The 24,005-nt window shown below is 59.3% G+C and carries 19 protein-coding genes, 6 tRNA genes and 1 pseudogene; 9 read left to right on the forward strand and 17 right to left on the reverse strand.

Annotated elements, in window-relative coordinates:
• Nucleotides 1-67: 67 nt before the first annotated feature.
• Nucleotides 68-2,302, reverse strand: coding sequence for a DNA internalization-related competence protein ComEC/Rec2 (locus CKW18_RS09755; protein ID WP_095188606.1), 2,235 nt, complete (start codon nt 2,300-2,302; stop codon nt 68-70).
• A 136-nt stretch (nt 2,303-2,438) separates the two neighbouring features.
• Between CKW18_RS09755 and CKW18_RS09760 the strand changes: the two genes are divergently transcribed.
• Nucleotides 2,439-2,957, forward strand: coding sequence for a DUF2062 domain-containing protein (locus CKW18_RS09760; RefSeq protein WP_095188607.1), 519 nt, complete (start codon nt 2,439-2,441; stop codon nt 2,955-2,957).
• 156 nt (nt 2,958-3,113) lie between these two features.
• Here CKW18_RS09760 and CKW18_RS09765 read toward each other — a convergent pair whose 3' ends face one another.
• From CKW18_RS09765 to CKW18_RS09780, 4 genes are all read right to left on the reverse strand, one after another.
• A complete protein-coding gene (locus CKW18_RS09765; RefSeq protein WP_095188608.1) occupies nt 3,114-3,893 on the reverse strand; it encodes an ABC transporter permease in 780 nt (259 codons plus the stop codon).
• Entirely contained in the window at nt 3,890-4,822 is a 933-nt protein-coding gene (locus tag CKW18_RS09770; RefSeq protein WP_095188609.1) for an ABC transporter ATP-binding protein, read from the reverse strand. Before CKW18_RS09770 ends, CKW18_RS09765 begins: the two co-directional genes overlap by 4 nt.
• Nucleotides 4,823-4,958: 136 nt before the next feature.
• On the reverse strand, nt 4,959-5,582 hold the full coding sequence (locus CKW18_RS09775; protein WP_095188610.1) for a glutathione S-transferase family protein: 624 nt from the start codon (nt 5,580-5,582) through the stop codon (nt 4,959-4,961).
• A gap of 43 nt (nt 5,583-5,625) precedes the next feature.
• Nucleotides 5,626-6,285, reverse strand: a complete 660-nt coding sequence (locus CKW18_RS09780; RefSeq protein WP_095188611.1) for a transglutaminase family protein — start codon at nt 6,283-6,285, stop codon at nt 5,626-5,628.
• Nucleotides 6,286-6,534: 249 nt separating this feature from the next.
• Between CKW18_RS09780 and CKW18_RS09785 the strand changes: the two genes are divergently transcribed.
• A complete protein-coding gene (locus tag CKW18_RS09785; RefSeq protein ID WP_095188612.1) occupies nt 6,535-8,982 on the forward strand; it encodes an acyl-CoA dehydrogenase in 2,448 nt (815 codons plus the stop codon).
• Nucleotides 8,983-9,071: 89 nt separating this feature from the next.
• Nucleotides 9,072-9,479, forward strand: a complete 408-nt coding sequence (locus CKW18_RS09790; RefSeq protein WP_016986049.1) for a PA2817 family protein — start codon at nt 9,072-9,074, stop codon at nt 9,477-9,479.
• A 144-nt stretch (nt 9,480-9,623) separates the two neighbouring features.
• Here CKW18_RS09790 and CKW18_RS09795 read toward each other — a convergent pair whose 3' ends face one another.
• On the reverse strand, nt 9,624-10,622 hold the full coding sequence (locus CKW18_RS09795; RefSeq protein ID WP_095188613.1) for a LysR family transcriptional regulator: 999 nt from the start codon (nt 10,620-10,622) through the stop codon (nt 9,624-9,626).
• Nucleotides 10,623-10,712: 90 nt separating this feature from the next.
• Here CKW18_RS09795 and CKW18_RS09800 point away from each other — a divergent pair, with 90 nt between their 5' ends.
• The 4 genes from CKW18_RS09800 to CKW18_RS09815 all read left to right on the forward strand — a co-directional run bounded on the left by CKW18_RS09800 (nt 10,713) and on the right by CKW18_RS09815 (nt 14,775).
• A complete protein-coding gene (locus CKW18_RS09800) occupies nt 10,713-11,339 on the forward strand; it encodes a hypothetical protein (protein WP_095188614.1) in 627 nt (208 codons plus the stop codon).
• 89 nt (nt 11,340-11,428) lie between these two features.
• On the forward strand, nt 11,429-12,199 hold the full coding sequence (locus tag CKW18_RS09805; RefSeq protein ID WP_095188615.1) for a 2OG-Fe(II) oxygenase: 771 nt from the start codon (nt 11,429-11,431) through the stop codon (nt 12,197-12,199).
• Between the two features lies 1 nt (nt 12,200).
• Nucleotides 12,201-12,839: a LysE family translocator gene (locus tag CKW18_RS09810; RefSeq protein WP_095188616.1), complete on the forward strand. Its 639-nt coding sequence runs from the start codon at nt 12,201-12,203 to the stop codon at nt 12,837-12,839.
• Nucleotides 12,840-13,035: 196 nt separating this feature from the next.
• Nucleotides 13,036-14,775 (forward strand): dipeptidase, encoded by a 1,740-nt coding sequence (locus tag CKW18_RS09815; RefSeq protein ID WP_095188617.1) that lies wholly within the window; start codon nt 13,036-13,038, stop codon nt 14,773-14,775.
• Between the two features lie 132 nt (nt 14,776-14,907).
• On the opposite strand, the gene CKW18_RS09820 is transcribed toward CKW18_RS09815, so the two are convergent.
• The 6 genes from CKW18_RS09820 to CKW18_RS09845 all read right to left on the reverse strand — a co-directional run bounded on the left by CKW18_RS09820 (nt 14,908) and on the right by CKW18_RS09845 (nt 15,532).
• Nucleotides 14,908-14,983 (reverse strand) — tRNA-Gly (locus tag CKW18_RS09820).
• A 2-nt stretch (nt 14,984-14,985) separates the two neighbouring features.
• Nucleotides 14,986-15,061: transfer RNA gene (locus CKW18_RS09825), tRNA-Glu, on the reverse strand.
• Between the two features lie 58 nt (nt 15,062-15,119).
• Nucleotides 15,120-15,195, reverse strand: a tRNA-Gly gene (locus CKW18_RS09830).
• A 3-nt stretch (nt 15,196-15,198) separates the two neighbouring features.
• Nucleotides 15,199-15,274: transfer RNA gene (locus CKW18_RS09835), tRNA-Glu, on the reverse strand.
• A gap of 104 nt (nt 15,275-15,378) precedes the next feature.
• Nucleotides 15,379-15,454: transfer RNA gene (locus CKW18_RS09840), tRNA-Gly, on the reverse strand.
• A gap of 2 nt (nt 15,455-15,456) precedes the next feature.
• Nucleotides 15,457-15,532, reverse strand: a tRNA-Glu gene (locus CKW18_RS09845).
• Nucleotides 15,533-15,916: 384 nt separating this feature from the next.
• Between CKW18_RS09845 and CKW18_RS09850 the strand changes: the two genes are divergently transcribed.
• Nucleotides 15,917-16,675, forward strand: a complete 759-nt coding sequence (locus CKW18_RS09850; RefSeq protein ID WP_170947233.1) for a hypothetical protein — start codon at nt 15,917-15,919, stop codon at nt 16,673-16,675.
• Between the two features lie 579 nt (nt 16,676-17,254).
• On the opposite strand, the gene CKW18_RS31465 is transcribed toward CKW18_RS09850, so the two are convergent.
• From CKW18_RS31465 to CKW18_RS09865, 4 genes and pseudogenes are all read right to left on the reverse strand, one after another.
• Entirely contained in the window at nt 17,255-18,136 is an 882-nt protein-coding gene (locus tag CKW18_RS31465; protein WP_371857622.1) for a methyl-accepting chemotaxis protein, read from the reverse strand.
• Nucleotides 18,113-19,222, reverse strand: a pseudogene (locus tag CKW18_RS31470) (HAMP domain-containing protein); the annotation flags it as partial. The pseudogene CKW18_RS31470 and the gene CKW18_RS31465, both read right to left, overlap by 24 nt.
• Before the next feature lie 108 nt (nt 19,223-19,330).
• Nucleotides 19,331-20,725: a PLP-dependent aminotransferase family protein gene (locus CKW18_RS09860; RefSeq protein ID WP_095188620.1), complete on the reverse strand. Its 1,395-nt coding sequence runs from the start codon at nt 20,723-20,725 to the stop codon at nt 19,331-19,333.
• Between the two features lie 186 nt (nt 20,726-20,911).
• Entirely contained in the window at nt 20,912-21,673 is a 762-nt protein-coding gene (locus CKW18_RS09865; RefSeq protein ID WP_095188621.1) for an SDR family oxidoreductase, read from the reverse strand.
• Nucleotides 21,674-21,915: 242 nt separating this feature from the next.
• Here CKW18_RS09865 and CKW18_RS09870 point away from each other — a divergent pair, with 242 nt between their 5' ends.
• Nucleotides 21,916-22,920: an NADP-dependent oxidoreductase gene (locus CKW18_RS09870; protein ID WP_095188663.1), complete on the forward strand. Its 1,005-nt coding sequence runs from the start codon at nt 21,916-21,918 to the stop codon at nt 22,918-22,920.
• Nucleotides 22,921-23,046: 126 nt separating this feature from the next.
• On the opposite strand, the gene pyrF is transcribed toward CKW18_RS09870, so the two are convergent.
• Nucleotides 23,047-23,745 carry an orotidine-5'-phosphate decarboxylase gene (gene pyrF, locus CKW18_RS09875; RefSeq protein WP_167394893.1) on the reverse strand — a complete coding sequence of 233 codons (699 nt, stop codon included), beginning with the start codon at nt 23,743-23,745 and terminating at the stop codon, nt 23,047-23,049.
• Between the last annotated feature and the right edge of the window lie 260 nt (nt 23,746-24,005).

The following is a 24,005-nucleotide window of genomic DNA, read 5'->3' on the forward strand; positions in this document are numbered from 1 at the left end:
CCATACCGGTTCGCGATTAAGACCCGCTGCTCCGACGACCGTGATGCCACATTCGTCCGTGCTCCGATCAACGGCCAAGCGCGGGTGAATCACGCCAGAAACGCGGTTGTTGACGCATCGTCCGGGGCGACTCGAAAGTGCCTAGTTGCAGATGAATGGCACCGTGTTCGGCGCTGTCGTAAATGCGCAACCCCTGTTTGCGATAACGCGCAACAACCGTCGGGTGTGGATGGCCGAACGAGTTGCCGTGGCCTCGGGAAATGAGCACGGCTGCGGGTTTCAACGCTTTGAGCAAAGCCATTGATGAGGAACTGCGGCTGCCGTGGTGTGGCGCTTGCAGCCATTGCGTCGCAACCGCCAGTGGGCTTTCCAGAAAGATGCGCTCGGCATGAGTGTCGATATCACCCGTCAGCAGCAAGCGCTCGCCGTTGGCGTCGATCTGCAACACGCAAGAGCGCTGGTTGCTGTCGTGGGCGTCCGACCATTGCCAGAGTTGAAAACTGACACCGTCCCATTGCCATCGATGGCCGCTGGCACAGATTTCGGCGTTCAGTTCGGCCGGCAAGCCTGGCGGATCACCGCTTATCACCTGCCCCACCTTTAACGCGCGCGCAACGGCCAGAGCACCGCCAGCATGGTCGGCATCGGCATGACTGAGCAGCATCAGATCAAGTTTCTCAATGTTCAGTTTGCGCAGGGCCGGCAGCACGACGCGTTCACCGAGATCGAAATCACCGAAACGCGGCCCGGCGTCGTAGAGCAAGGTGTGATGCCGGGTGCGGATCAGAATCGCCAGCCCTTGACCAACATCGAACTGCCAGATGTCCGCCAAACCTTCCTCCAGTTGTGTCTGTGGCGCAACGACCAGAATCAACAGCAAGGGCCAACCCAGTGGACGCAGCGGTACACCTCGCGGCAAAAGCAACAGCACGGCACCGAGACTAGCGATAACCAGCGCCCACACGGGAATCGACGGGGCAATCCACGCGGGCCAGTGCCCGGCGATCACGGCCAGACCTTGAAACAACCCGTCGATCAAACCACCGGCCAGCCACAACAGCCCCTCACCGACATAAGGCACCGGCAGCAATAACGTCCCAAGCAGCGCCGGTGGCAGCACCACCAGACTGACCCAAGGCACCGCCAGCAAATTCGCCAACGGCCCGCTCAGGCTGATCGGCAGGTTCAGCGCCATCAGCAGCGGACACAAACCGATTGCAATCAGCCATTGCGCCCGCGTCCATGTCTGCCACCAGCGCCACGCGCCGAGGCGGCCGCCAAAGGTGAAGATCAAGACAGCCACCGCCGCGAACGATAACCAGAAACCGGGGCGCAAACTGGCCAGCGGATCGAGCAACAGCACGCCGTTGAATGCCAGCAACAGCGGCCACCACGCGCCGAGATGGCGAAAGCGCAGACGCCACAACAAGACCAGGCCGACCATCACGCAGGCCCGTCGCACCGGCACGTCGAAACCGGCGAGCAGCCCGTAACCGAGCGCCGCCGCGAATGCCAGACCACAAGCCCAAGGCAGCCAAGGCCAACGCAGCGGCCAGAGACCGTAACGGGCTAACCCGGCGACCAGCAAGTACATCACCGCCGCCAGCATTCCAACGTGTTGGCCGGAAATCACCAGCAAATGCACGGTGCCGGTATCTTGCAGAATCTGCCAATCCTCACGACTGAGCCCCGAGCCATCACCCAGCACCAGCGCTGCCAGCGCGCCTTCACGCCCTTGCGCGTCGACCGCCAGCAAGCGCTGACGGATGCTGTCGCGCCACGCCCATCGCGCCGCGCTCAGGCGCTGGCCATCCTTGATGGTGCCGGTCGCGCCAATGCGCTGCGCCAGCAGCCAGGCTTCGTAATCGAAAGCGTCCGGATTGAGCAGACCGCTCGGGCGCTTGAGCTTGACCGCCAGGCGCCAGCGCTCACCGCTATTGACCGGCGGCCCGGCGTACCAGGCCAGACGCATCAGCGGCGGCAGCTGGCCGTGACGCGAGCGCGCATCAGCCAATTCGAAACGCACCACGCCTTCGCTGTTTTGCGGCAGGCCGACCACCCGCCCTTCGAGCCAACGGGTTTCGCCGTCGAGTTCGACCGGCAAGCGATCATTCAAAGCCCATTGCGCGCTGGCACAGGCCCAAGTGAAACCCAACAGAAAAAAAGCCAATGGATAGCTGCGAAACGGCAGCAATATCAAACCCACGACCGGCAACAACAGCATCAACCAGACCGGCGGTAAGGCCGGCATAAAAACAGGTGCGAGCAGACCGACTGCCAGCGCCATCATCCCTGTGCGCATAAGGCCGTCCTTGAGAGTCCCGCACTTAGGCATAGCGGCTCTTTCGCACGACCGTCGTCAACAATTGTCACAAAGTCTGAATGGGCGCTTCGTAGAATCCAGACATACTTGCCGCCTTAACCGACCGAGAAGCCTTATGCCCCGGCGCTTATTCAAACGTTACATGCCCGATCCGACGAGCATCAGGGAACACAAATCCTTACGCTTTCTCGGCAAGTTGCTGCATGACCCGAACCTCTGGCACCTCAACCGTCATTCGGTTGCGCGCGCAATGGCGGTCGGTCTGTTTGCCGCTTTTCTGCCGATTCCGGCGCAAATGCTGGTGGCTGCCGCGCTCGCAATCACCGTGCGCGGCAACATGCCGATTGCCGTCAGCCTGGTGTGGCTGACCAATCCGATCACCATGCCGGCGGTGTTTTTCTGCACCTATCAGGCCGGCGCGTGGCTGATGGATGTGCCCGCACGGCATTTGCCGGATGCGCTGACGTGGGAATGGATCAGCGGCGAATTGTCGACGCTGTGGCAGCCGTTTTTGCTGGGCTCGGTGGTGGTCGGGCTGGTACTGGGCGCCCTCGCCTACTTCGTGGTAATGATGTATTGGCGCTGGTGGGTGGCGCGGCAATGGGCGCGGCGCAAGAAGAAACGCATGTCGTGAATGCAAAACGGCCTCCGCAATGGGAGGCCGTTTTTGTTTTGTGCTGTCTGGACTGACGCCTTCGCGAGCAAGCCCGCTCCCACAGGGGGTCTGCGTCGTAACACAGATCCCCTGTGGGAGCGGGCTTGCTCGCGAAGCGCTAGACGCGGTCTTGGATCAGGTCCGCATCCCGCGCCCACTCACCAGCAACCGCGCACAACCGAGATACAGCACCACGGTCGCCACCAGCATGAAGGTGATCGCAATACCGATACGGATATCCGACACCCCGAGAATGCCGTAGCGGAAGGCGTTGACCATGTGCAGCACCGGGTTGGCCAGCGACACGGTCTGCCAGAAAGGTGGCAGCAAAGTGATTGAGTAGAACACGCCCCCCAGGTAGGTCAGCGGCGTCAGCACAAAGGTCGGGATGATCGAAATGTCATCGAAGTTGCGCGCAAACACGGCGTTGATAAAGCCCAGCAACGAAAAGATCGTCGCCGTCAGCACCACCACCAGCACGGTCACGCCCAGATGATGTACCTGCAAATGGGTGAAGAACAGCGACAGGATCGTCACGATCACACCAACCATCAGACCACGCAACACGCCGCCAATGGTGAAGCCGATCAGGATCGTGTGCGGCGATACCGGCGAGACCATCAGCTCTTCGATGGAGCACTGGAACTTGCTGCCGAAGAAGCTCGAGACCACGTTGCCGTAGGAGTTGGTGATCACCGACATCATGATCAGCCCCGGCACGATGTACTCCATGTAAGTGAAGCCACCCATGTCGCCGATCTGCCGACCGATCAGGTTGCCGAAGATCACGAAGTACAGAACCATGGTGATTGCCGGCGGCAGCAGGGTTTGCGGCCAGATCCGGGTGAAGCGTTTGACCTCGCGGTAAACGATGGTTTGTAGCGCGACGAGGTTGGGACGGAATTCGGAACTCATACCGCCACCTTCGACAGATTCTTCTCCACCAGGGACACGAACAGCTCCTCGAGGCGATTGGTTTTGTTACGCAGGCTCAGCACTTCGATGTTCTGCAGGGCCAGTTGGCCGAACAGCGCGGTGATCCCCGCGGATTTGTCGACCTGGACTTCCAGGGTATGGCTGTCGATCAACCGGGCGGGATAGCCGATCAATTGCGGCGCGGCGTTCAAGTCGTGTTTCAAGTCCAGCAGGAAGGTTTCGACGTGCAACTGGCCCAGCAGTTGTTTCATGCTGGTGTTCTCGACGATTGTGCCGTGGTCGATGATGCCGATGTTGCGGCACAACTGCTCAGCCTCTTCCAGATAGTGCGTGGTGAGGATGATGGTGATGCCTTTCTGGTTCAGTTCGGTGAGGAACGTCCACATCGAACGGCGCAACTCGATGTCGACCCCGGCAGTCGGTTCGTCGAGGATCAGCAGGCGCGGCTCGTGAACCAGCGCACGTGCGATCATCAAGCGACGCTTCATGCCGCCGGACAGCGACCGCGACGGCACATCGCGCTTGTCCCACAGGCCGAGCTGGGTCAGGTATTGCTCGGCGCGTTCCTTGGCGATCTTCGCCGGAATGCCGTAGTAACCAGCCTGGGTCACGACGATATCGAAGGTCTTTTCGAACTGGTTGAAGTTGAATTCCTGGGGCACCACGCCGATCGAGCGCTTGAGCGCTGCCGGGTTCTTGTCCAGGTCATTGCCAAAGATATTCACTGTGCCGCTGGTCTTGTTCACCAGGGTGGAGAGAATGCCGATGGTCGTGGACTTGCCGGCGCCGTTGGGGCCGAGCAACGCGAAAAAGTCACCTTCGGCGACGTCCAGATCGATACCACTCAAGGCTTGGAACCCGTTGCCGTAGGTTTTGGTTAGCTGCCGGATGGACAGAGCGGAACTCATATCTGATTTACGCACCATGGTGAAGGGAAGAAAGAGAGAAATAAGGGCGTACGGCGAGGGATACAACCGCGGCGCACGAGCACAATGGTGCTTGCCGACGCCGCACAAGTACAGTCAAGCGTGTCGATAGTAGTTATCAAGTCAACGCGGTCATGACTGCTTTCTGATACGCCGGACGCTGTTTCAAGCGCTCGTACCAGGCTTGCAAATGCGCTTGCGGCGCGCGTTCGATGGGCATCTCGAACCAGGCATAAATGAAACTGCCAAGTGGAATGTCGCCCATGCCGATTTCGCTGCCGGACAAGTAAGGCTGGCTGGCAAGTGCCTGATCTGCCATGTTCAGCAGTTCAGTGCATTCCTTGATCGCGGCATTGATGGCTGGCCAGTCCTGCTTGTCGACTGGAGTACGCAAAACACCCCAAAACACTGTGCGAAAGGGTCCGGCAAAACTCGAGGTGGTCCAGTCCATCCACTTGTCAGCGATGGCCCGCGCTTGCGGGTCGGCCGAATACCAAGTGCTGTTCGGCGCATGTTTGGCCAGCAGATAACGGACGATGGCGTTGGATTCCCACAGCACAAAACCGTCGTCCGCAATCACCGGCACCCGACCATTCGGGTTCATCGCCCGGTACTCGGGCGTATCGACAACGCCGAATGCACCGCCGGCATCAATCGCCTCGTAAGCCAGACCCAGTTCCTCGGCGGCCCACAATGGCTTCCTGACATTCGATGAGTTTTTCCTTCCCCAGATCTTCAGCATGACCGCCTCTTTGCAAATGCGTGGGCAGGCAGCATACGCCGGATCAGAGACGGCTTACATCACTGTGCATGTCACCCAACAGTTGCGGCTGATGATCGCCGAACAGATGCGGATAGCACTTTTCCAGATGCTCGAAAAAGAAGGTTTCCGGCACATCGGCGAACTGGCCGTGATCAACCAGATACTCCATCAGTTGCGCGCCGTCACGATTGAACGGGTGGAAAACGCTGTCGTTGACCCCGTCGAAGTCCAGCGGTGCCACATTGAACAATTCACAGAGTTTCTGGTTGAACGCCGGTGTTGCCTTGACCCAGCGCCCGTCGAGAAACAGCTCGGTATAGCCGTGCATGGCGAACATATCGCTTTTGAGCAACTCCAGCAGACGCGGGGTCGACAGATGGTTTCTGACATCCGCCAGACCGATGCGCGCCGCGATCCCGCAATGGCGGGCGCAGCCTGCGAGCAGCGTGGCTTTCGGTACGCAGTAGCTCTCCCCCACCGCCAACGCGTAACTGCCGCGCAAGGTTTGCGGATCGCGACTGAAGGTGTAGGGGTTGTAGCGCACCGCCTCGCGCACGGCGTAATAAAGACTGATCGCCTGCTCGAGCGGATTTCGGCTGGTACCACGGTGTTGTTCGGCGAACTCCACCACCGCCGGGTGGTCACTATCGATGAAGCGGCCGGGACTCAGATACTCGCGCATGACGACAGATCTCCTGGGTGAGCCCCGAGTCTAGCGACAGCTCAAGCACAGAGATAACGACGTTTCGGCCAAACATGCACGCGAAGACGCGGGATCAGCGAACGATTTCCCACACGTGTTGCCCACCGAACCTACGAAAACCATCCGGGGTTTCCCACGATTTCAATCACCTTGCTCTGACCACCCGGTTTTGCAGATGCCGTCTAAGCTCTGGAGGGTCGATTTGCCTTGGTTCACGGAGGACTGAATATGCTGTTGTTGTGGATACTGGTTTTGATCGTTGGCGTGGCGTATCTCGCCCACCGGCGCATCGCCCCGCTGCCTGCGTTGGGCATCGTTGCCGTCTACCTGCTGGCGATGGGGATTTTCAGTCACGCGCCGGGCTGGTTGTTGCTGGTGTTCTGGGTCGTTCTGGCGGTGGTCGCCGCGCCGTTGCTGCTGCCTGACCTGCGCCGCAAACATTTCACCGCGCCGCTGTTCAACTGGTTCCAGAAAACCCTGCCACCGATGTCGCAGACCGAACGCGACGCGATCGATGCCGGCACCGTGTGGTGGGATGGCGAGCTGTTCAGCGGCCGTCCGGACTGGGACAAACTGCTGTCCTATCCCAAGGTGCAACTGAGCGAAGAAGAGCAGGCCTTTATCGATGGCCCGACCGAAGAACTCTGCGCGATGGTCACTGACTGGCAGATCGGCCAGTCGATGGATCTACCACCAGAAGCATGGACACACATCAAGGAACACGGCTTCTTCGCGCTGATCATTCCCAAGGAGTTCGGCGGCAAAGGTTTCTCTGCCTATGCCCACTCGCAAGTGGCGATGAAACTTGCCACCCGCAGCGGCGACCTCGCCTCCACGGTCATGGTGCCCAACTCCCTCGGCCCCGCCGAGCTGCTGTTGCACTACGGCACCGACGAGCAACGCAATCACTATTTGCCCCGGCTGGCCCGTGGCGACGACATCCCGTGTTTTGCCCTCACCGGCCCGCTTGCCGGATCCGACGCTGGCGCGATGCCCGACACCGGAATCATCTGCAAAGGCCAGTGGGAAGGTCAGGAAGTGCTTGGCCTGCGCCTGAACTGGGAAAAGCGCTACATCACCCTCGGCCCGGTAGCAACCCTGCTCGGCCTGGCCTTCAAAGCGTATGACCCGGATCACCTGCTGGGTGACAAGGAAGACCTCGGCATCAGCCTCGCACTTATTCCCACCGATACCGCGGGCGTGGAAATCGGCCGTCGTCACTTGCCCCTTGGCGCCGCTTTCATGAACGGCCCGAACTCCGGCAAGGATGTGTTCATCCCGCTGGACTTCCTCATCGGCGGTCAGGAGATGCTCGGCAAAGGCTGGATGATGCTGATGAATTGCCTGTCTGTCGGGCGTTCGATCTCGTTGCCGGCAGTCGGCACCGGCGCGGCCAAGTTCACCAGCCTGGTGACCGGTCAATACGCGCAGATTCGCGAGCAGTTCAACGTACCGCTGTCGGCGTTCGAAGGTATTCAGGAGGCGATGGCACGCATCGGCGGCAACGCCTGGATGATGGACGCCGCACGGATGCTCACCGCCAACGCGGTGGATCTGGGCGAGAAACCGTCGGTGCTGTCGGCGATCCTCAAGTACCACCTCACCGAACGCGGTCGCGAGTGCATCAGCCACGCCATGGACGTGCACGGTGGCAAGGCAATCATCATGGGGCCGAACAACTATTTGGGGCGCAGCTGGAACGGTGCGCCGATTTTCATCACTGTGGAGGGTGCGAATATCCTGTCGCGCAACCTGATGATCTTCGGTCAGGGCGCGATTCGCTGCCATCCGTTCGTGCTCAAGGAAATGGCCCTGGCGGGTCGCGAGGACAAGGATCAGGCGCTGAAAGAGTTCGACGGCTTGCTGCTTAAGCACATCGGCTTCGCCGTGGGTAATGCCGCCAGTACGCTGGTGTTGAACCTTGGGTTCGGCCATTTCGAACATGCGCCGGGGGACAAAATCAGCCAAGGCTATTTCCGTGCTCTCAACCGTCAGGCCGCGGCGTTCGCCATGCTGGCCGACTTCAGCATGATGTTGCTGGGTGGCGAACTGAAGCGCCGTGAACGCCTGTCGGCCCGTCTGGGCGATGTGTTGAGCAACCTGTATCTGGCCTCCGCCGCGCTCAAGCGTTATCACGATCTGGATTCGCCGGCGTACATGGAGCCGCTCTTCAGATGGGCCATGGAAGAAAGCCTCGGCCAGTCGGAACGCGCACTGGATGAACTGCTGAGCAACTTCCCGAACAAGGTGTTCGGCTGTCTGTTGCGGGTGATCGTGTTCCCGTTCGGTCGGCGCCACAAAGGCCCGTCGGACAAGCTCGGTGCCGAAGTAGCCGGTGTTATTGGCCGGGCCAAGGGTGATCCGGCGCTGGAAGAGCTGCTTGCCGGCTGCTATCGCCCGCAATCGGCGGACGATGCGGTGGGTGCCTTGCAACACGCCAGCGACCTGCTGAACGCCGCGCAACCGCTGCACAAAAAGCTGCACACCTCGCTGAAAAGCGGTCAGGTCAAACCGGCCGCAGGCGAACACGCGATCGATGCGGCTTTGGAGGCAGGGGTGCTGCAACCGGTGGAAGCGCAAAGCCTGCGCGAGGCCGAAGCGGCGCGGCGCAAGGTGATCGATGTCGATGATTTCGATAAAGAGGAACTGAAACAGGCGGAGGGCAAAGTCCGCTGATCCTGACAGCCGTGTAGCTGTTTATTTGTGAAAAATGGGTGCAGGAGCTTTATACTCCCGCGCCCGTTTTGCTCTTGAGGACTTATCTCGTGTCCAACGTCGTTGCCGATCATCTTGTATTGCTCGACCACCTGCGCAGTATCCTGGTCGCCGTAGGTGAGGCCGAACAGGTTCCCGAAGAAAGCCATGCCTTGTTCCTGGAGCGCTTCGACGAACTGCTGGCGTCATTACCTATCGATCCGATCGAAAGCCAATACCTGGGCCAGGACATCCTGACTCAAGTGATTACCCGTTACCCGCAAATTGCCCACTTGATCCCGCGGGATCTGCTGTGGTTCTTCGCTGGCGACTGCCTGCACTACCTGGCCGATGAAGAAATCGACCTGTATCAGGCGCTGGAAGAACGTCGTTTTGAAGCTGAACAGAACGATGAACCGTTCGACTGGAATCAGGAAAAACAGCTGCTGGCGATGTCCGCTCAGGACAGCAAGCACTGATTTTCGTCCAGCCATTAAAAAGGCCTGCATGACTGTTCATGCGGGCCTTTTTTAAGATCAAAAGATCGCAGCCTTCGGCAGCTCCTACATAGCAACGTATTCTCCTGTAGGAGCTGCCGAAGGCTGCGATCTTTTGCTTTTGCGCTACAACAATCCCTCGCTCTCCGGCAGCTCGTATGCCATCGCAGCGTTACTGGCGCTACCGGCCTTCCCCGGTTTGCCGAGGGTCGGCTCTTTCTGCAGACACTCCACCAGATAATCGATAAACACCCGCAGCTTGGGCGGCAGGTAGCGCGTCGGCGAATGCAGCAGCCACAGGCCGCCGTGGTAGGAAGCCAGGAAAGTCCAGTCCGGCAGCACCTGCACCACCAACTTCTGCTCCAGTGCATAACGTGCGGTGAAATAAGGCAGGCTGCCAATGCCGATGTGCTGCAACACCGCGCCCAACCGCACCCCGGTGTGGTTGGCGGCATAGCGACCACGCACACCCACCGTCACCGCTTGTGTGCCTTTCTTGAATTTCCAGCGCGCGTCGCTCGGGGTTTCGCCCAGATAAATGCAGCTGTGATTGAGCAAGTCGTGGGGATGGGTCGGCGTGCCGTGCTCGGCCAGATATTGCGGGGTGGCGCAGAGCAAATGATCGATGGTCAGCAGTTGCCGCCCGACCAGTCCGGCTGGCGGCCGATCAGTGATGCGAATCGCGAGGTCAACATGATCGTCGATCAGATCGACCTGCCGATCTTCCAGCAGCAACTCCACATCTACCTTGGGATAACGCCGCAGAAACTCGGGCATGTGCGGATGAATGACGAAACGCCCCACCGCCTTCGGCACGCTGACCCGCACCAGACCCTCGGCTTCATGGGTGAATTGACCACTGATTTCCATCACTGACTTGGCGGCGCTGACCATCTCCTGGCAGCGCTTGAACACCTCTTCGCCACCATCACTGAGGCGCAACTTGCGCGTGGTGCGCTGCAGTAATCGCGTGGCCAGAGCCTTTTCCAGTCGCGAAATGCTACGACTGACGGCGGACGGCGACGAACCGAGTTGGCGCGCTGCCTCGGAGAAGCTGCCGGTCTCCACGACCTTGACGAAAATCGCCATTTCGCCGAGCAGTGGTAACGGAAGATTTATGCTCACAGCGCACAAGTCCTTTGATGTTTGAGCGGATTATCACGTTATTACACGATTCATATAATAAAAACAGAAACTTTAATAAGGACATGGAATATGACGCTTCGCCTCTTTTTCCATAGTGATGATCTCAAGGCCAATGTGGAAGTCCTCGACTGCACGCCCCACGAGAACGAGTTTGCGGTAGTGCTGCGCGCCACCCTGTTCCATCCGCAAGGTGGCGGCCAACCGTGCGATACCGGCTGGATCGGCGAAAGCCAGGTACTGCGAGTGGTACAGGAACCGGAGCGGATCGTGCATTACGTCGACCGCCCGGTAAAACCTGGCATGACCATGATTCGGGTCGATGAACAACGCCGCGGCTTCAATACCCGTATGCATTCGGCCGGGCATCTGATCGGGCATTTTGTTCAGGCCATGGGCTGGACACCGATCAAGGCACACCACTGGCCAGACGAAGGCCGGGTGCAATTCAAACCGGGCGACGGCGCTCAAGAGATCGACGCGCAAACCGTTCAACACGGTGTCGAGCAGTGGATCAAGCACGACCTGCCACGCCTGATTTCTCTGCGCGAAGGTGCGCGGGAAGTCGGTTTCGGTGAACTGCCGGCCTATGGCTGTGGTGGCACCCATGTACGCAGCCTGAAGGATCTGGGCACCGTCACGATCGCGTCCCTTTCACAGAAGAAGGGCACGTTGTCCGTCCACTACAGCGTGGCTTGAGCATTTCGGACGCCGCCTCAGGCAGCGTCCGGCGCCGGGGAACCGCATTCGCCGGTTCCGTTGACTATCGATAGATGGACCTAAAAAAAATGATGCTAGACGTCGAGCGTCTCGATGAGACGTGCATAAAAAAACTGGCCAACGAAGAAGTCCTCGCCATTCGCGTCAAAGGCTTTTTGCCCGAACCGCTGGCGATCCAGATTGGCGACAAGATTCTCGCTCCAGGCTTTGAGGGTTACATCAATGCACCGAGTATCGGTCGCATCGGCATGGCGTTTTACGAGGCAGAAAACCAGCCGCTGCTGATAGAGGATTATTTCGAACGCGCCACCAGCAACATCGCTGAACTGCGTAATCGCTGCGCCCCCTACTCCTCGCCAGTCGACACGCTGCGCTGCATGCTCGATGAATCGTGGCCGGCCGGCGCGCATCTGGAAAACCTCTACGGTCGCAAAATGTATGTCGGTCTGTCGCGCGTGGTGAAACCCGGCGTGTGCTTCCTCGCCCACCACGACATTTTCGCCAAGGACGCCCCGGAGAGCTTTCAGGCCCGCAGTCTCGAAGCGCAATTTGCCTGCAACGTGTACCTCAACATGCCAACTGAGGGGGGCGCGTTGCAGATGTGGGACGAGGACATTACGCCAGATCAGTTCGACGAGATGCGCGGCGACAGCTATGGCATCGACCCAGCCTTGCTCGGCCCGCCAACCCTCGAAGTACGGCCCAAACCCGGCGATTTCATCATGTTCAATTCGCGCTGCATGCACTCGGTAACCCCCGGTGTGGCCGATCCGCGCCTGAGCCTTTCCTTCTTTGTCGGCTATCGCGGCAATGCTTCACCCCTGACCTTCTGGAGCTGAGATGCTATCGAATTACCTGGGCGAATTTCTGGCGCTCGCCACCATCCACTTTCTGGCGGTGGTCGCTCCCGGCCCGGATTTCGCCGTCACCATCCGCCAGAGCGTGCGTTTTGGCAGGCTCATCGGGATCTGCACGGCACTGGGTATCGGCGCGGGGATTTCCGTGCATGTTCTCTACACGTTGCTCGGCGTTGGCGCCTTGATGCACACCACACCCTGGTTGTTGACAGTGGCCAAGGTGGTGGGTGGTGCTTATATTCTTTATCTGGGCATCAGCCTGATTCGCAGCAAACCCAAAACCACACTTGAAGGCGAAAAAGCGGCTGATGAGCCGGTGATCGAGCAATCACTGTTCAAGGCTTTCAGCACCGGTTTTCTGACGAATGCCACCAACCCCAAAGCCACGCTGTTTTTCCTGGCGATCTTCACCACGATCATCAGCGCGACCACGCCCTTGCAGATTCAGGCGCTGTACGGTTTATGGATGTGTCTGGTGAATGCGCTGTGGTTCGTGGTCGTTGCATTGTTTTTCTCCAGCAACCGCGTTCGAGTCCTGTTTATGCGCATGGGCCACTGGTTCGAGCGCAGCATGGGCGTGATTTTGATTCTGTTTGCCGGCAGGCTGGTGCTGTCGATATAACCCCCAGACAAAAGGCCCGATCGGTCAGTTGCACCGATCGGGCCTTTTTCATTTGTGCGCCGCTTTTGCGTTTCTGTGCGACGCATCGCACTTCAGGGGCTCCCCTTAAACACCTTCGCGGTGTTAGCTTGGAAAAGATTTGTTTCAACTTTCAAACACTTCCCACTCAACTGCCTGCAAAGGAATGCCCATCGCAATGGATTTTTCTCTCAAGCGTCTCGCCGCTGCCAGTTTGGTTTTGGCCAGTCTTTCGGCAATTGCCCTGCCCGCCCAAGCCAATATCACCGCACAGCAAAGTGCCGCTATCCTCAAGACCGTCAACGATGCGACGGTCACTGATTTCCATCAGTTTCTCGGCGCTGTAGGCAAAAGCGAGTTGAGCAAAACCGACAATCTCGCCCCGGCGATCAACGCTTTTCTCGAAAACAAAACCCTGACCTCCGAACAGCAGAACGAAATCAATCGCCTGCTGGGCCTCTATACCCGGATCAAGTACGGCAAAGCGGCCCTCGAAACCCTGCGCGAACTGGTGGAAATCCCGACCTTCCAGAAAGAAGGCGTAGCCCAGCATGACAATCCCGAGTTCATCAAGATCGCTGAAAAGATCAAGAACCTGGCCGAATCCTTCAATCTCAAATTCCGTAACGTCGACAACCGCGTCTATGAAATTTCTCTGGACGGCAGCGGTGACGAGGTCGTGGGCATTCACGCCCATGCCGACGTAGTGCCAGTCACCCCGGAAAACTGGGTGCTCAAAGACGGCACCAAACTTGATCCCTTCAAGGTCACCCTGATCGGTGATCGCATGTATGGCCGCGGCACCGAAGACGACAAGAATGGCATCGTCGTCGCGCTGTATGCCATGAAGGTGATCAAGGAAGAGCAACTGCCGCTGGCGCGCAACTTCAAACTGCTGGTGGACACCACCGAAGAAACCAGCGGCGACGCGATTCCTTACTACTTCGAACACAACCCGACGCCGAACTACAACATGGCGCTGGATGGCGGCTACCCGGTGGTCATTGCCGAGAAAGGCTACGGCACCGTCATGGCGAACTTTCCCAAGCGCAAAGGGGAAGGCAAAGGCGCGGAAATCACTTCGATGACCGGCGGCCTGGCAACCAATCAGATCCCGTCCGTTTCGGTGGCCACACTGGTCACCGACAACCCTGCCGAACTGGCCGCGAGCCTGCAAAAGGCCGGCAATGAGTTCGCCAAACGCAACGGCGGCGACTTCCAGGTAGCGGCCAAGGTCGATGGCAACGACGTCAAACTCACCGTTACCGGGGTTTCCGCTCACTCCTCGGAACCCGAGTCCGGCGTCAACCCGGTCGCCCGGATGCTGAGTTTCATTGACAGTCTCGACGGCAAAGTCGCACTCAAGCACAACCAGTTCACCGATGCAGCCCGCTATGCCGCCGACAACTGGGGTCTGGATTATCTGGGCAAAAAGCTCGGCGTGGGGTTTTCGGACTCATTCATGGGCCCGCTGACCACTTCGCTGACCTACGTTGGCATGGACGACAAGGCGTTCAAACTGGCCGTCAACCTGCGCGTTCCAAAGGGTAAATCCCCGGAAGTACTAAAGAAGGAAATCGCCGACAAGCTAGCGGCATGGAGCAAAAAGAGCCAAGTTGCCGTGGACTTCACCTACTCGATCGCCGAACCGATGTATCGCAATCCTGAAGGCGAATGGGTCAAAGCACTGCTGGCGGTGGCCACTGAGAACCTGGGCATGAAACACGAGTTCGGCACCTCTGCCGGCGCCACCTCCGTTCATGAACTGCCGAACGGTGTGCAGTTCGGCCTGGCCCGACCTGAAGTGAAATACACCGGCCACACTGATGGTGAGTTCAAGACCGTTGACCAGTTCCTGCTGGACTTGCAGATCGTGACAGAAATGATGGGGCGTGTCGGGCAACTGCCGAAACTCTGACCTTTACCCGGACCCACTATTGAGTGGGTCCATCGCGGTGCAAATACAGATAAAGACCCGAAGGTTCTTTTTCGCGCACAAATCACGCACAAACAAAAACGCCGCTCATCACTGAGCGGCGTTTTTTTAATTTGGAGCGGGAAACGAGACTCGAACTCGCGACCCCGACCTTGGCAAGGTCGTGCTCTACCAACTGAGCTATTCCCGCAATGGCGTCCCCTAGGGGACTCGAACCCCTGTTACCGCCGTGAAAGGGCGGTGTCCTAGGCCACTAGACGAAGGGGACAGGCTACAACTTTCACTAAAATAAAAACGCCGCTCTTACCGAGCGGCGTTTTTGAATTTGGAGCGGGAAACGAGACTCGAACTCGCGACCCCGACCTTGGCAAGGTCGTGCTCTACCAACTGAGCTATTCCCGCAAATGGCGTCCCCTAGGGGACTCGAACCCCTGTTACCGCCGTGAAAGGGCGGTGTCCTAGGCCACTAGACGAAGGGGACACGCTACCCGGAACACATGGTGTGTGTTTCGGTGTCCAGATCCGCATCCGAAAACTTGGTTCTGGTTTCACTCAACACTGCCCGAAAGCAATATTGTTTAAAATTGGAGCGGGAAACGAGACTCGAACTCGCGACCCCGACCTTGGCAAGGTCGTGCTCTACCAACTGAGCTATTCCCGCAATGGCGTCCCCTAGGGGACTCGAACCCCTGTTACCGCCGTGAAAGGGCGGTGTCCTAGGCCACTAGACGAAGGGGACACACTACAACATTCACTGCCTGCCGCGCTTCGCTGTGTGCTTTACGCTGCAAGTGGCGCGCATTCTATGGATGGATTGAGAGGTCGTCAACCCCCTGATATAAATTTATTTAAATCAATGACTTCGACCTGCTTTAAGGGACGGCGCAGGCTTTTCCGTCGCTTGGGGTTTGACGCCTATATTCCGACACTCGCCAAGACGTTATAGTCCACAACACAGTGGTGGCAATCTGCACATCATGCGCCAGCATTCATATAAGCAGCGCTTGGCCGATACAGATTGAACCCGCCGTTCCAACTCGTCGAGCGGCGCTAGGCGCTTATATGCCAAGCCACTACACTCGCATGCGAACCCTATAAAGAGGTCTTACCGGTGACACCACTCATGATCACCCTGCTAGTCGTAGCCGGGATCGCAATTCTGATCGCCATTGGCTACATGAACCATGTGGTGGAAAACAACAAGGTAGAGAAGATCCGTACCAAGGTCGAACTCAACGACCGCCTGCGCCGCTGCGGCGAACTGACGGAGACCTTCCCCGGCCAGTTCATGACCCCGGCACTCAAGCTGCTGCTGACCCGCCTGGAACTGAACGTCTGTCAGCGCCTGCTGAATCTGGAAAAAACCAGTGCGACGACGAAAGCACGCATTACCGAACTGAGCGCGCTGGTTGCCCAAGGCGAATCGATCCCGGTCAACAACCCGCCCGCACCGATCCTGACCGAGGCCAAAGCCAAAGACGTGCGCTTCCTGCTCGAAGCCCTCCACGGCCAGATCACCCGCGCCGCCCACGATGGTTTCCTGCCGCCAAACGAAGCCAAACAGTGGATCCGCGAAGTCCGCCACATCCTGGTGCTGCTGCACATCGAGTTCTTCAACAACCTGGGCCAACAGTCCCTGCAACAAAACCAGCCAGGCCAGGCCCGCCTCGCCTTCGAACGCGGCGTGCAATACCTGCGCAAACAACAGGACCCGCAGATCTACTCCGAACAACTGCAATACCTGGAAAAACTGCTGGCCCGTGCCAACGCTCAAGTCATGGACAAGATCGCGCCGGTCGAAGGTGAAGAGAACCAACTGACGACGGGGCTCAAAGAAGTCGATGCAGATGCCGAGTGGAAGAAAAAAGTGATCTACGACTGATCGCAAATGTTGAAAGAGGAGCCACCGAGAGGTGGCTTTTTTGTGGGCGGGTTGTTTGAAAGATCGCCTTCGCGAGCAAGCTCGCACACAGTTTTAACCGAGTCCCCCCGCACCAGAACGGTCGGCTGTCAGGCCGCCATCGCTGGCAAGCCAGCTCCCACAAGGAAATAAGTACACCCCGCACGCGGCGCATGCCGCCCCACTCAACACAATGAGCGCAAGCTCGAGTACCGCTTTTGATCTTAGAGCGCCCATCGGCAGGCTGAGTGGAGGGATTGATCCGGGGGTGGGAGCGCAGCGACCGTTTGGCGCAGCCAAACACAGCGAGAGGAGGTGCAGCGAAGCAAACCGCAGGCGCTGCGCCCGGATCAATTCCGTAACGAAGGAACCCGAGCCACAGCGAGGGCCGTACGTCAGGGCAAAGCCTTTTGGGTTACCTTTTCGCTGGGCCGGCATTCCGGCGTTTGGAAAAGGTGACCCGCCGTAGGGGCGGAACCCTAATCAGCAACACCCGCAGCAACGGATATTCACAAAAAACACCCCAAGCATGGTCGGCCCAAACGCCGCCAAGCCAAAGCGTCAAAGCCGAAAATGCCCAACCATCCCACGCAACTCACTCCCCAACTGCGCCAGTTCAACACTGGAAGCCGCATTCCCGTGCATCGCAATCGACGACTGATCCGCACTCGCGCGAATGCTCGTCACACTGCGATTGATCTCCTCCGCCACCGAACTCTGCTCCTCGGCCGCCGCCGCAATCTGCTGATTCATCTGCTGAATCAACGAAACCGCCGCCGCAATACTACCCAGCGCACTCTCGGTCTGCAGCGCATCACTCACCGCCAGCTTCACCAACTCACCACTGCTCTGAATCTGCTGCACCGATGAATGCGCTGCCGCCCGCAATGCACTGACCAGCCGCTCGATTTCCTCGGTCGATTGCTGCGTGCGCCGGGCCAGCGCGCGAACCTCATCGGCCACCACCGCAAATCCCCTGCCCTGCTCCCCGGCCCGCGCCGCCTCAATCGCCGCATTCAACGCCAAGAGATTAGTCTGCTCGGCCACGCTCTTGATCACCCCCAACACCGTGCCGATATTCTGAATTTCGGCACTGAGGCTTTCGATGCTGGAACTGGCAGACGTCGCTGAATCCGCAAGCTGTTCAATGCGCGCCATGCTCTGGCGCACCACCTGCTGACCACCCTCAACCTTGTCGTCGGCGGTCTGTGCCGCCTGAGCCGCCTCTTCGGCATTGCGCGCAACATCGTGGACGGTGGCCGTCATCTGGTTCATCGCCGTGGCGACCTGCTCGGTTTCCTCCTTCTGACTGCTCACTTCAAGGTTGGTCTGCTCGGTCACCGCCGACAGCGATTGCGCCGAACTGGCCAGTTGCTCAATCCCGGCCTGCAAGCCACTGACAATCGTGCGCAGCCCCGCTCCCATCTGCTGCATTGCCAACATCAGTTGGCCAATCTCGTCACGCCGAGTCACCTCCACGGTGGCACTCAAATCACCGGCGGCAATCCGCTGCGCGACATCAATCACACTGCGCAATGGTGCGACGATCAGCCGAGTGATCACCCACGCTGCGATCAACCCGACCAATAGCGCCAGCGCTGAGGAGCCAACAATCAACATCGAGTTCTTTTTCAGCTCCGCCTGCATGGTCGCGTCTTCGACGACGTAAGCCTGATCGACCCGATTCACCACTTGCGCGGCACGCTGGCGCAATTGCTCGTAGACCGTTTTTTCCTGCGCCAGCAGCGCGGTGTACTCGGCGAGTTTCTCGTTGAAACCGACGATATGCCCGGAGACTTCGTTGAGTACCGTCAGATACCCCTCGTCCTTGACCGTGGATTTCAGTGCCTCGGCCTGCTCCCGGGCTTGCGCGGCCTGTTCGATGTTGCCCTTGCCGGCACTGTCGGCATCGCCCTTGCGGCTTTGATCCAGACGAATACGCGCCTCGTTCATCGCTTGCAGCATCAGTCTCGACACCTGGCTGACCTGGCTGGCCTGCTCGATGAACTGCGCGCCGTCCTTACCCTCGCTGTCCTTCAAGGTGTACGCACCATCATCGGCCAGCCCGGCCTGCAACACGTCAAGGTTGTTGGCCACACTGGAGACCGACCAACTGGCCATCTCCAGCGCCAGCTCCTTGGCCTGAGTCAACGAGACGAACTCATCGAAGGCTTTTCGATAGGCTCCCAGCGACGCCTCGACATCGTTCATCACCGGCACGTTGGCCGGCGATTGCGCCTTGAGTTGCTCAGCCTGCGCAACCAGAGCAGCAATGCCTTCGTGCAAGGCATCGGCGGTTTTCGGCTCACTGTGCAAGGCGTAGTCCTGCTCCAGCAGCCGCACTTTGAGCAGTGCACTGTTGAGCGAGGACATTTGCTTGAGCCCGTCGAAGCGTTGACTGATGGTTTGCAGAGACCAGACACCCATGCCTGCCACCAGCGCAGTCAACAGCAGCACCAGGACAAACCCGACACCCAGTTTTTTCGCCATACCGAGGTTGGCAAAACGTCCTTGCACGGCCGAAATCATTGCGCGTAGTCCCCTGCCATAGTCTGTCAACGCAGATTCGCAACGGCCATCCGCCAGCACAAGTCTCTGGCGTCGGAATAATGGCAAAAAGCTACGCACGCGTCGTTTTCAGAACACTCGAGGTCGATCCGCACCGGTCTTGCGAAAAAACTGCCGGGCTCTTGGATCACAGGCATAAGCCACATTGATACGCTGCCACTCACTGGCTTCACCAGCGGGACTGAAGACGCCCGGGGTTGCCAGTTCAACGCCGTTAGACTGCGCCTGTACACGCAGACGAACGGGGTCGGTCAACGGTGAACGCGCCCAGATGAACAAGCCCCCCATCGGTTTGCCGAATACTTCCCATTCGGCGTCCTCCAGCGCCTGCAGTGCAGCGGCTCGATCGGCGTTCAGACGTTGACGCTGACGTTGCACCAGTTTGCGATAGGCGCCGCTGGCCAGAAGACTGGCGAGCACCGCCTCACTGAATCCCGAAGCGCCCATGCTGGAAATCAACTTGACCTGGGTAAGCCGGTCTATCAGCGCTGAATCGGCCAGCACGAAACCGACTCGCAAGGAACTGCTCAGGGTTTTCGAGAAACTGCCGACGTAGATCACCCGTTCGTCGAGTGCCGCCAGCCGTGTACCGTTGCCATTGTGCAAATCGGCGTAGACATCGTCTTCGATCACGCGCACATCATGGGCCGCGCACAGCTGCAACACCTGTTGCGCGACGGCGGAGCTCAGGCAAGTGCCTGTAGGGTTCTGATGATGGCTGTTGATGAACATGGCGACCGGCCGGCACTGCTGCAGTAACACCCGCAGCCCATCGGTATCCGGCCCGTTCGGTGTGCGTCGAACTTCGAGCAAGCGTACGCCGTGCAGGCGCAAAAGATCGAACAGGGGGGCGTATCCGGGGCTCTCGACCACCGCACAATCGCCAGCCTTGAACAGCGTGCGCACAATCAGATCGAGCGCGTGACTGGCGCCACTCGTGGTCAGCACCTGACTGTCGCAGGCGTCGATTCCGACGAGTCTGAGTCGTTTGACGATCTGCTCGCGTAGCGCCGGCAACCCTAATGGCGTGCTGTAGTTGAACAGACTGGCCATGTCGGTGCGGGCCACCTGGCGGATCGCGTAGCTCAGGTCATCGGATTCGCGCCAGTTTTCGGGCAGGCCTCCGCCGCCCAGCGGCAACCTGCCCCCCCGCCCGCACAGCGCGGCGCAAGTCGCCTGAGCGTATTGCAACGTCACCGAGTCGCCGCTGCCGGCGACCCTCCCGGGCGCCGCTGCCACCCTGAACCCCGAGCCCTGACCGGAGGCCAGAATGCCTTGCGCCACAAGGCGCTCACAGGCTTCAACGACACATGACTGGCTGAGCAGATTGGACCGCGCAATTTGCCGCACCGAGGGCAAACGTGTGGACGGCGGCACCCGACTTCGCGAGATCCAGTCGATCATTCCGTCAACGATCTGCTGCACGACCGGCACCATTGCCTGTCGGTCAATTCTCAATTCCATGAGCTCGCAAACTCCTGTCCGTTTTGCTGGCGGCAGTAAATCACAGCCGCGCCGCACAGGCTGTGCGACAACGCCGCCAAAAGCGACTGTTCTAACCATTTGATACACATTGTTTAACGGATCACGGAACTGAGCGTGAGACACAAAAAAGCCCGCAGGAATGCGGGCTTGTTTCAGCGATGCGCTTCAGAACGCGGTAACGCCACCATCTACCGCCAGTGAATGACCGGTGGTGAACGCCGCACCGTCGCTGCACAGGTACAGCACTGCACTGGCAATTTCCTCGACCGTGCCGATGCGCCCGACCGGATGCATCGCGTTGGCAAACTCACCCTTCTTCGGATCGGCCTCATAAGCGCGGCGAAACATGTCCGTGTCGATCACCGCCGGGCACACTGCATTGACGCGAATTTTCTTTTTCGCGTACTCGATGGCTGCCGACTTGGTCAGACCGATCACCGCGTGTTTCGACGCTGCGTAAATACTCATCTTCGGCGCCGCCCCGAGCCCAGCCACAGACGCGGTGTTGACGATAGCCCCGCCACCTTGGGCAAGCAACAGCGGCAACTGATACTTCATGCACAGCCAGACGCCTTTTACGTTGACGCCCATGATGGCGTCGAACTCATCCATCGAGCCCTCGGCCAGTTTGCCCTTCTCGATTTCGATTCCGGCGTTGTTGAAGGCGTAGTCGAGACGGCCGTAGGTATTGATGACCTCGTCCATCAGATTTTTCACTTCGCTTTCGACGGTAACGTTACAGCGCACGAACGTCGCTTCGCCGCCGGCTGTACGAATCAGCGCCACCGTACCCTCGCCCCCGGCAGCGTCCAGATCGGCCACCACCACTTTCAAACCTTCGGCGGCGAATGCCTGGGCGGTCGCGCGGCCGATGCCGTTGGCGGCTCCGGTGACTACGGCAACCTGACCGGAAAACGTCATGCTCATTGTTATGTCCTCGAACGGGATAGATGCAGGGGCGAGACTGGATATTTGCAGCATAGCCACAGCGGCCAGCTGTACGTCAGCACTATCAAAAGGCTGTTTATGCGCCCATGCGTTGCAGTGATAAACCTGTGCCGGTGACTATCACTGCACTGGATCGGTATGCATTCGCCGCATCAGCCGACCTTGCGACATCGCCGCTGAAGGTCTATCAACAAGGCTTCATTTCAGCTCGAGTGCCGGCCATGACCAACCAGACCAACCGCCAGTTCCTGCTCGCCAAACGCCCGGTGGGCGCCGCGACCCGCGAGACTTTCACTTATCAGGAAGTGCCGGTGGGCGAACCCGCAGCGGGGCAGATTCTGGTCAAGAACGAATACTTGTCCCTCGACCCGGCCATGCGCGGCTGGATGAATGAGGGCAAGTCCTACATCCCGCCGGTCGGCATCGGCGAAGTCATGCGCGCCCTGGGCGTAGGCAAAGTCGTTGCTTCGAACAATCCGGGGTTTGCGGTCGGGGACTACGTCAACGGAGCCATTGGCGTGCAGGATTATTTCCTTGGCGAACCCAGAGGTTTCTACAAAGTCGATCCGAAACTGGCGCCGTTGCCGGTGTATTTGTCCGCGCTGGGCATGACCGGCATGACCGCGTACTTCGCTTTGCTCGAAGTGGGCGCGCCGAAGGCTGGCGACACCGTGGTGCTGTCCGGCGCAGCGGGTGCGGTGGGCAGCATTGCCGGGCAGATCGCCAAGATCAAAGGCTGCCGCGTGATCGGCATTGCCGGTGGTGCCGACAAGAGCAAATACCTCATTGATGAACTGGGCTTCGACGGCGCCATCGACTACAAAAACGAAGACGTGCTGGCCGGGCTAAAGCGCGAATGCCCGAAAGGCGTGGACGTGTATTTCGATAACGTCGGCGGTGACATCCTCGACGCCGTGCTGAGTCGCTTGGCGCCGAAAGCGCGAGTGGTGATCTGCGGCGCGATCAGCCAGTACAACAACAAGGAAGCGGTCAAAGGCCCGGCCAACTACCTGTCGCTGCTGGTCAATCGCGCGCGAATGGAAGGGTTTGTGGTGATGGACTATGCCGCGCAGTACGCGAGTGCCGCGCAGGAAATGGCCGGGTGGATGGCCAAGGGTCAGCTCAAGAGCAAGGAAGATATTGTCGAGGGGCTGGAGACGTTCCCGGAGACGCTGATGAAACTGTTCAACGGTGAGAACTTTGGCAAGTTGGTGTTGAAGATCTAAAGCCACCGCAAAACCAATGTGGGAGCGGGCTTGCTCGCGAATACGCTGGATCAGTCGACATTAATGTTGAATGACCAACCGCATTCGCGAGCAAGCCCGCTCCCACATTTGGATCTTCAGCGTTGCTTAGGCGATTTCGGCGACTACCGAGGCCAGCGCCTTGGCCGGGTCCGCCGCCTGGCTGATCGGACGGCCAATCACCAGATAATCGGAGCCGGCATCCAGCGCCTGACGCGGGGTCAGAATGCGGCGCTGATCGTCCTGCGCGCTGCCCGCCGGGCGAATCCCCGGGGTCACCAGTTGCAGCGACGGATGCGCGGTTTTCAGCGCCTGAGCTTCCAGCGCCGAGCACACCAGCCCGTCCATCCCGGCTTTCTCGGCCAGTGCAGCCAGACGCAGCACTTGCTCCTGCGGCTCGATATCCAGACCGATACCGGCCAGGTCTTCTCGCTCCATGCTGGTCAGCACAGTCACGCCGATCAGCAACGGTTGCGGGCCGCTGCGCTTGTCCAGCTCTTCACGGCAGGCCGCCATCATGCGCAGGCCACCGGAGCAATGCACGTTGACCATCCACACGCCCATCTCGGCGGCGGCTTTGACGGCCATCGCGGTGGTGTTGGGGATGTCGTGGAATTTCAGGTCGAGGAACACTTCAAAACCCTTGTCACGCAGGGTGCCGACAATTTCGGCGGCGCAACTGGTGAACAGTTCCTTGCCCACTTTGACCCGGCACAGTTTCGGGTCCAACTGGTCGGCCAGCTTCAGTGCGGCGTCACGGGTGGGAAAATCCAGGGCGACGATGATAGGAGTCTGGCAGGCGGACATGAATGGGCTCTCAGGCAGGTCGAAATCGGCGCGCATTGTAGCGGAACCGGCGACGGCGCGGCACCCGATGATCGGTAAATCGTCGCCCCGGCCGTGATCAGCATAGCGCTCGCGGCTATTGTGTCGAACTCGATACACAGCGGACACGCCGCCAACAAGCGCCCCGGCTACCCTCGCCAGCCGCAACACGTCCTTACATCAGCACTTCCCGCCTCACCGCCGGACGCCTATGCTGAAACCACCACCTCGCAGCCCATCTT

The organism is Pseudomonas sp. Irchel 3E19 (assembly GCF_900187585.1).
GTDB lineage: Bacteria > Pseudomonadota > Gammaproteobacteria > Pseudomonadales > Pseudomonadaceae > Aquipseudomonas > Aquipseudomonas baetica.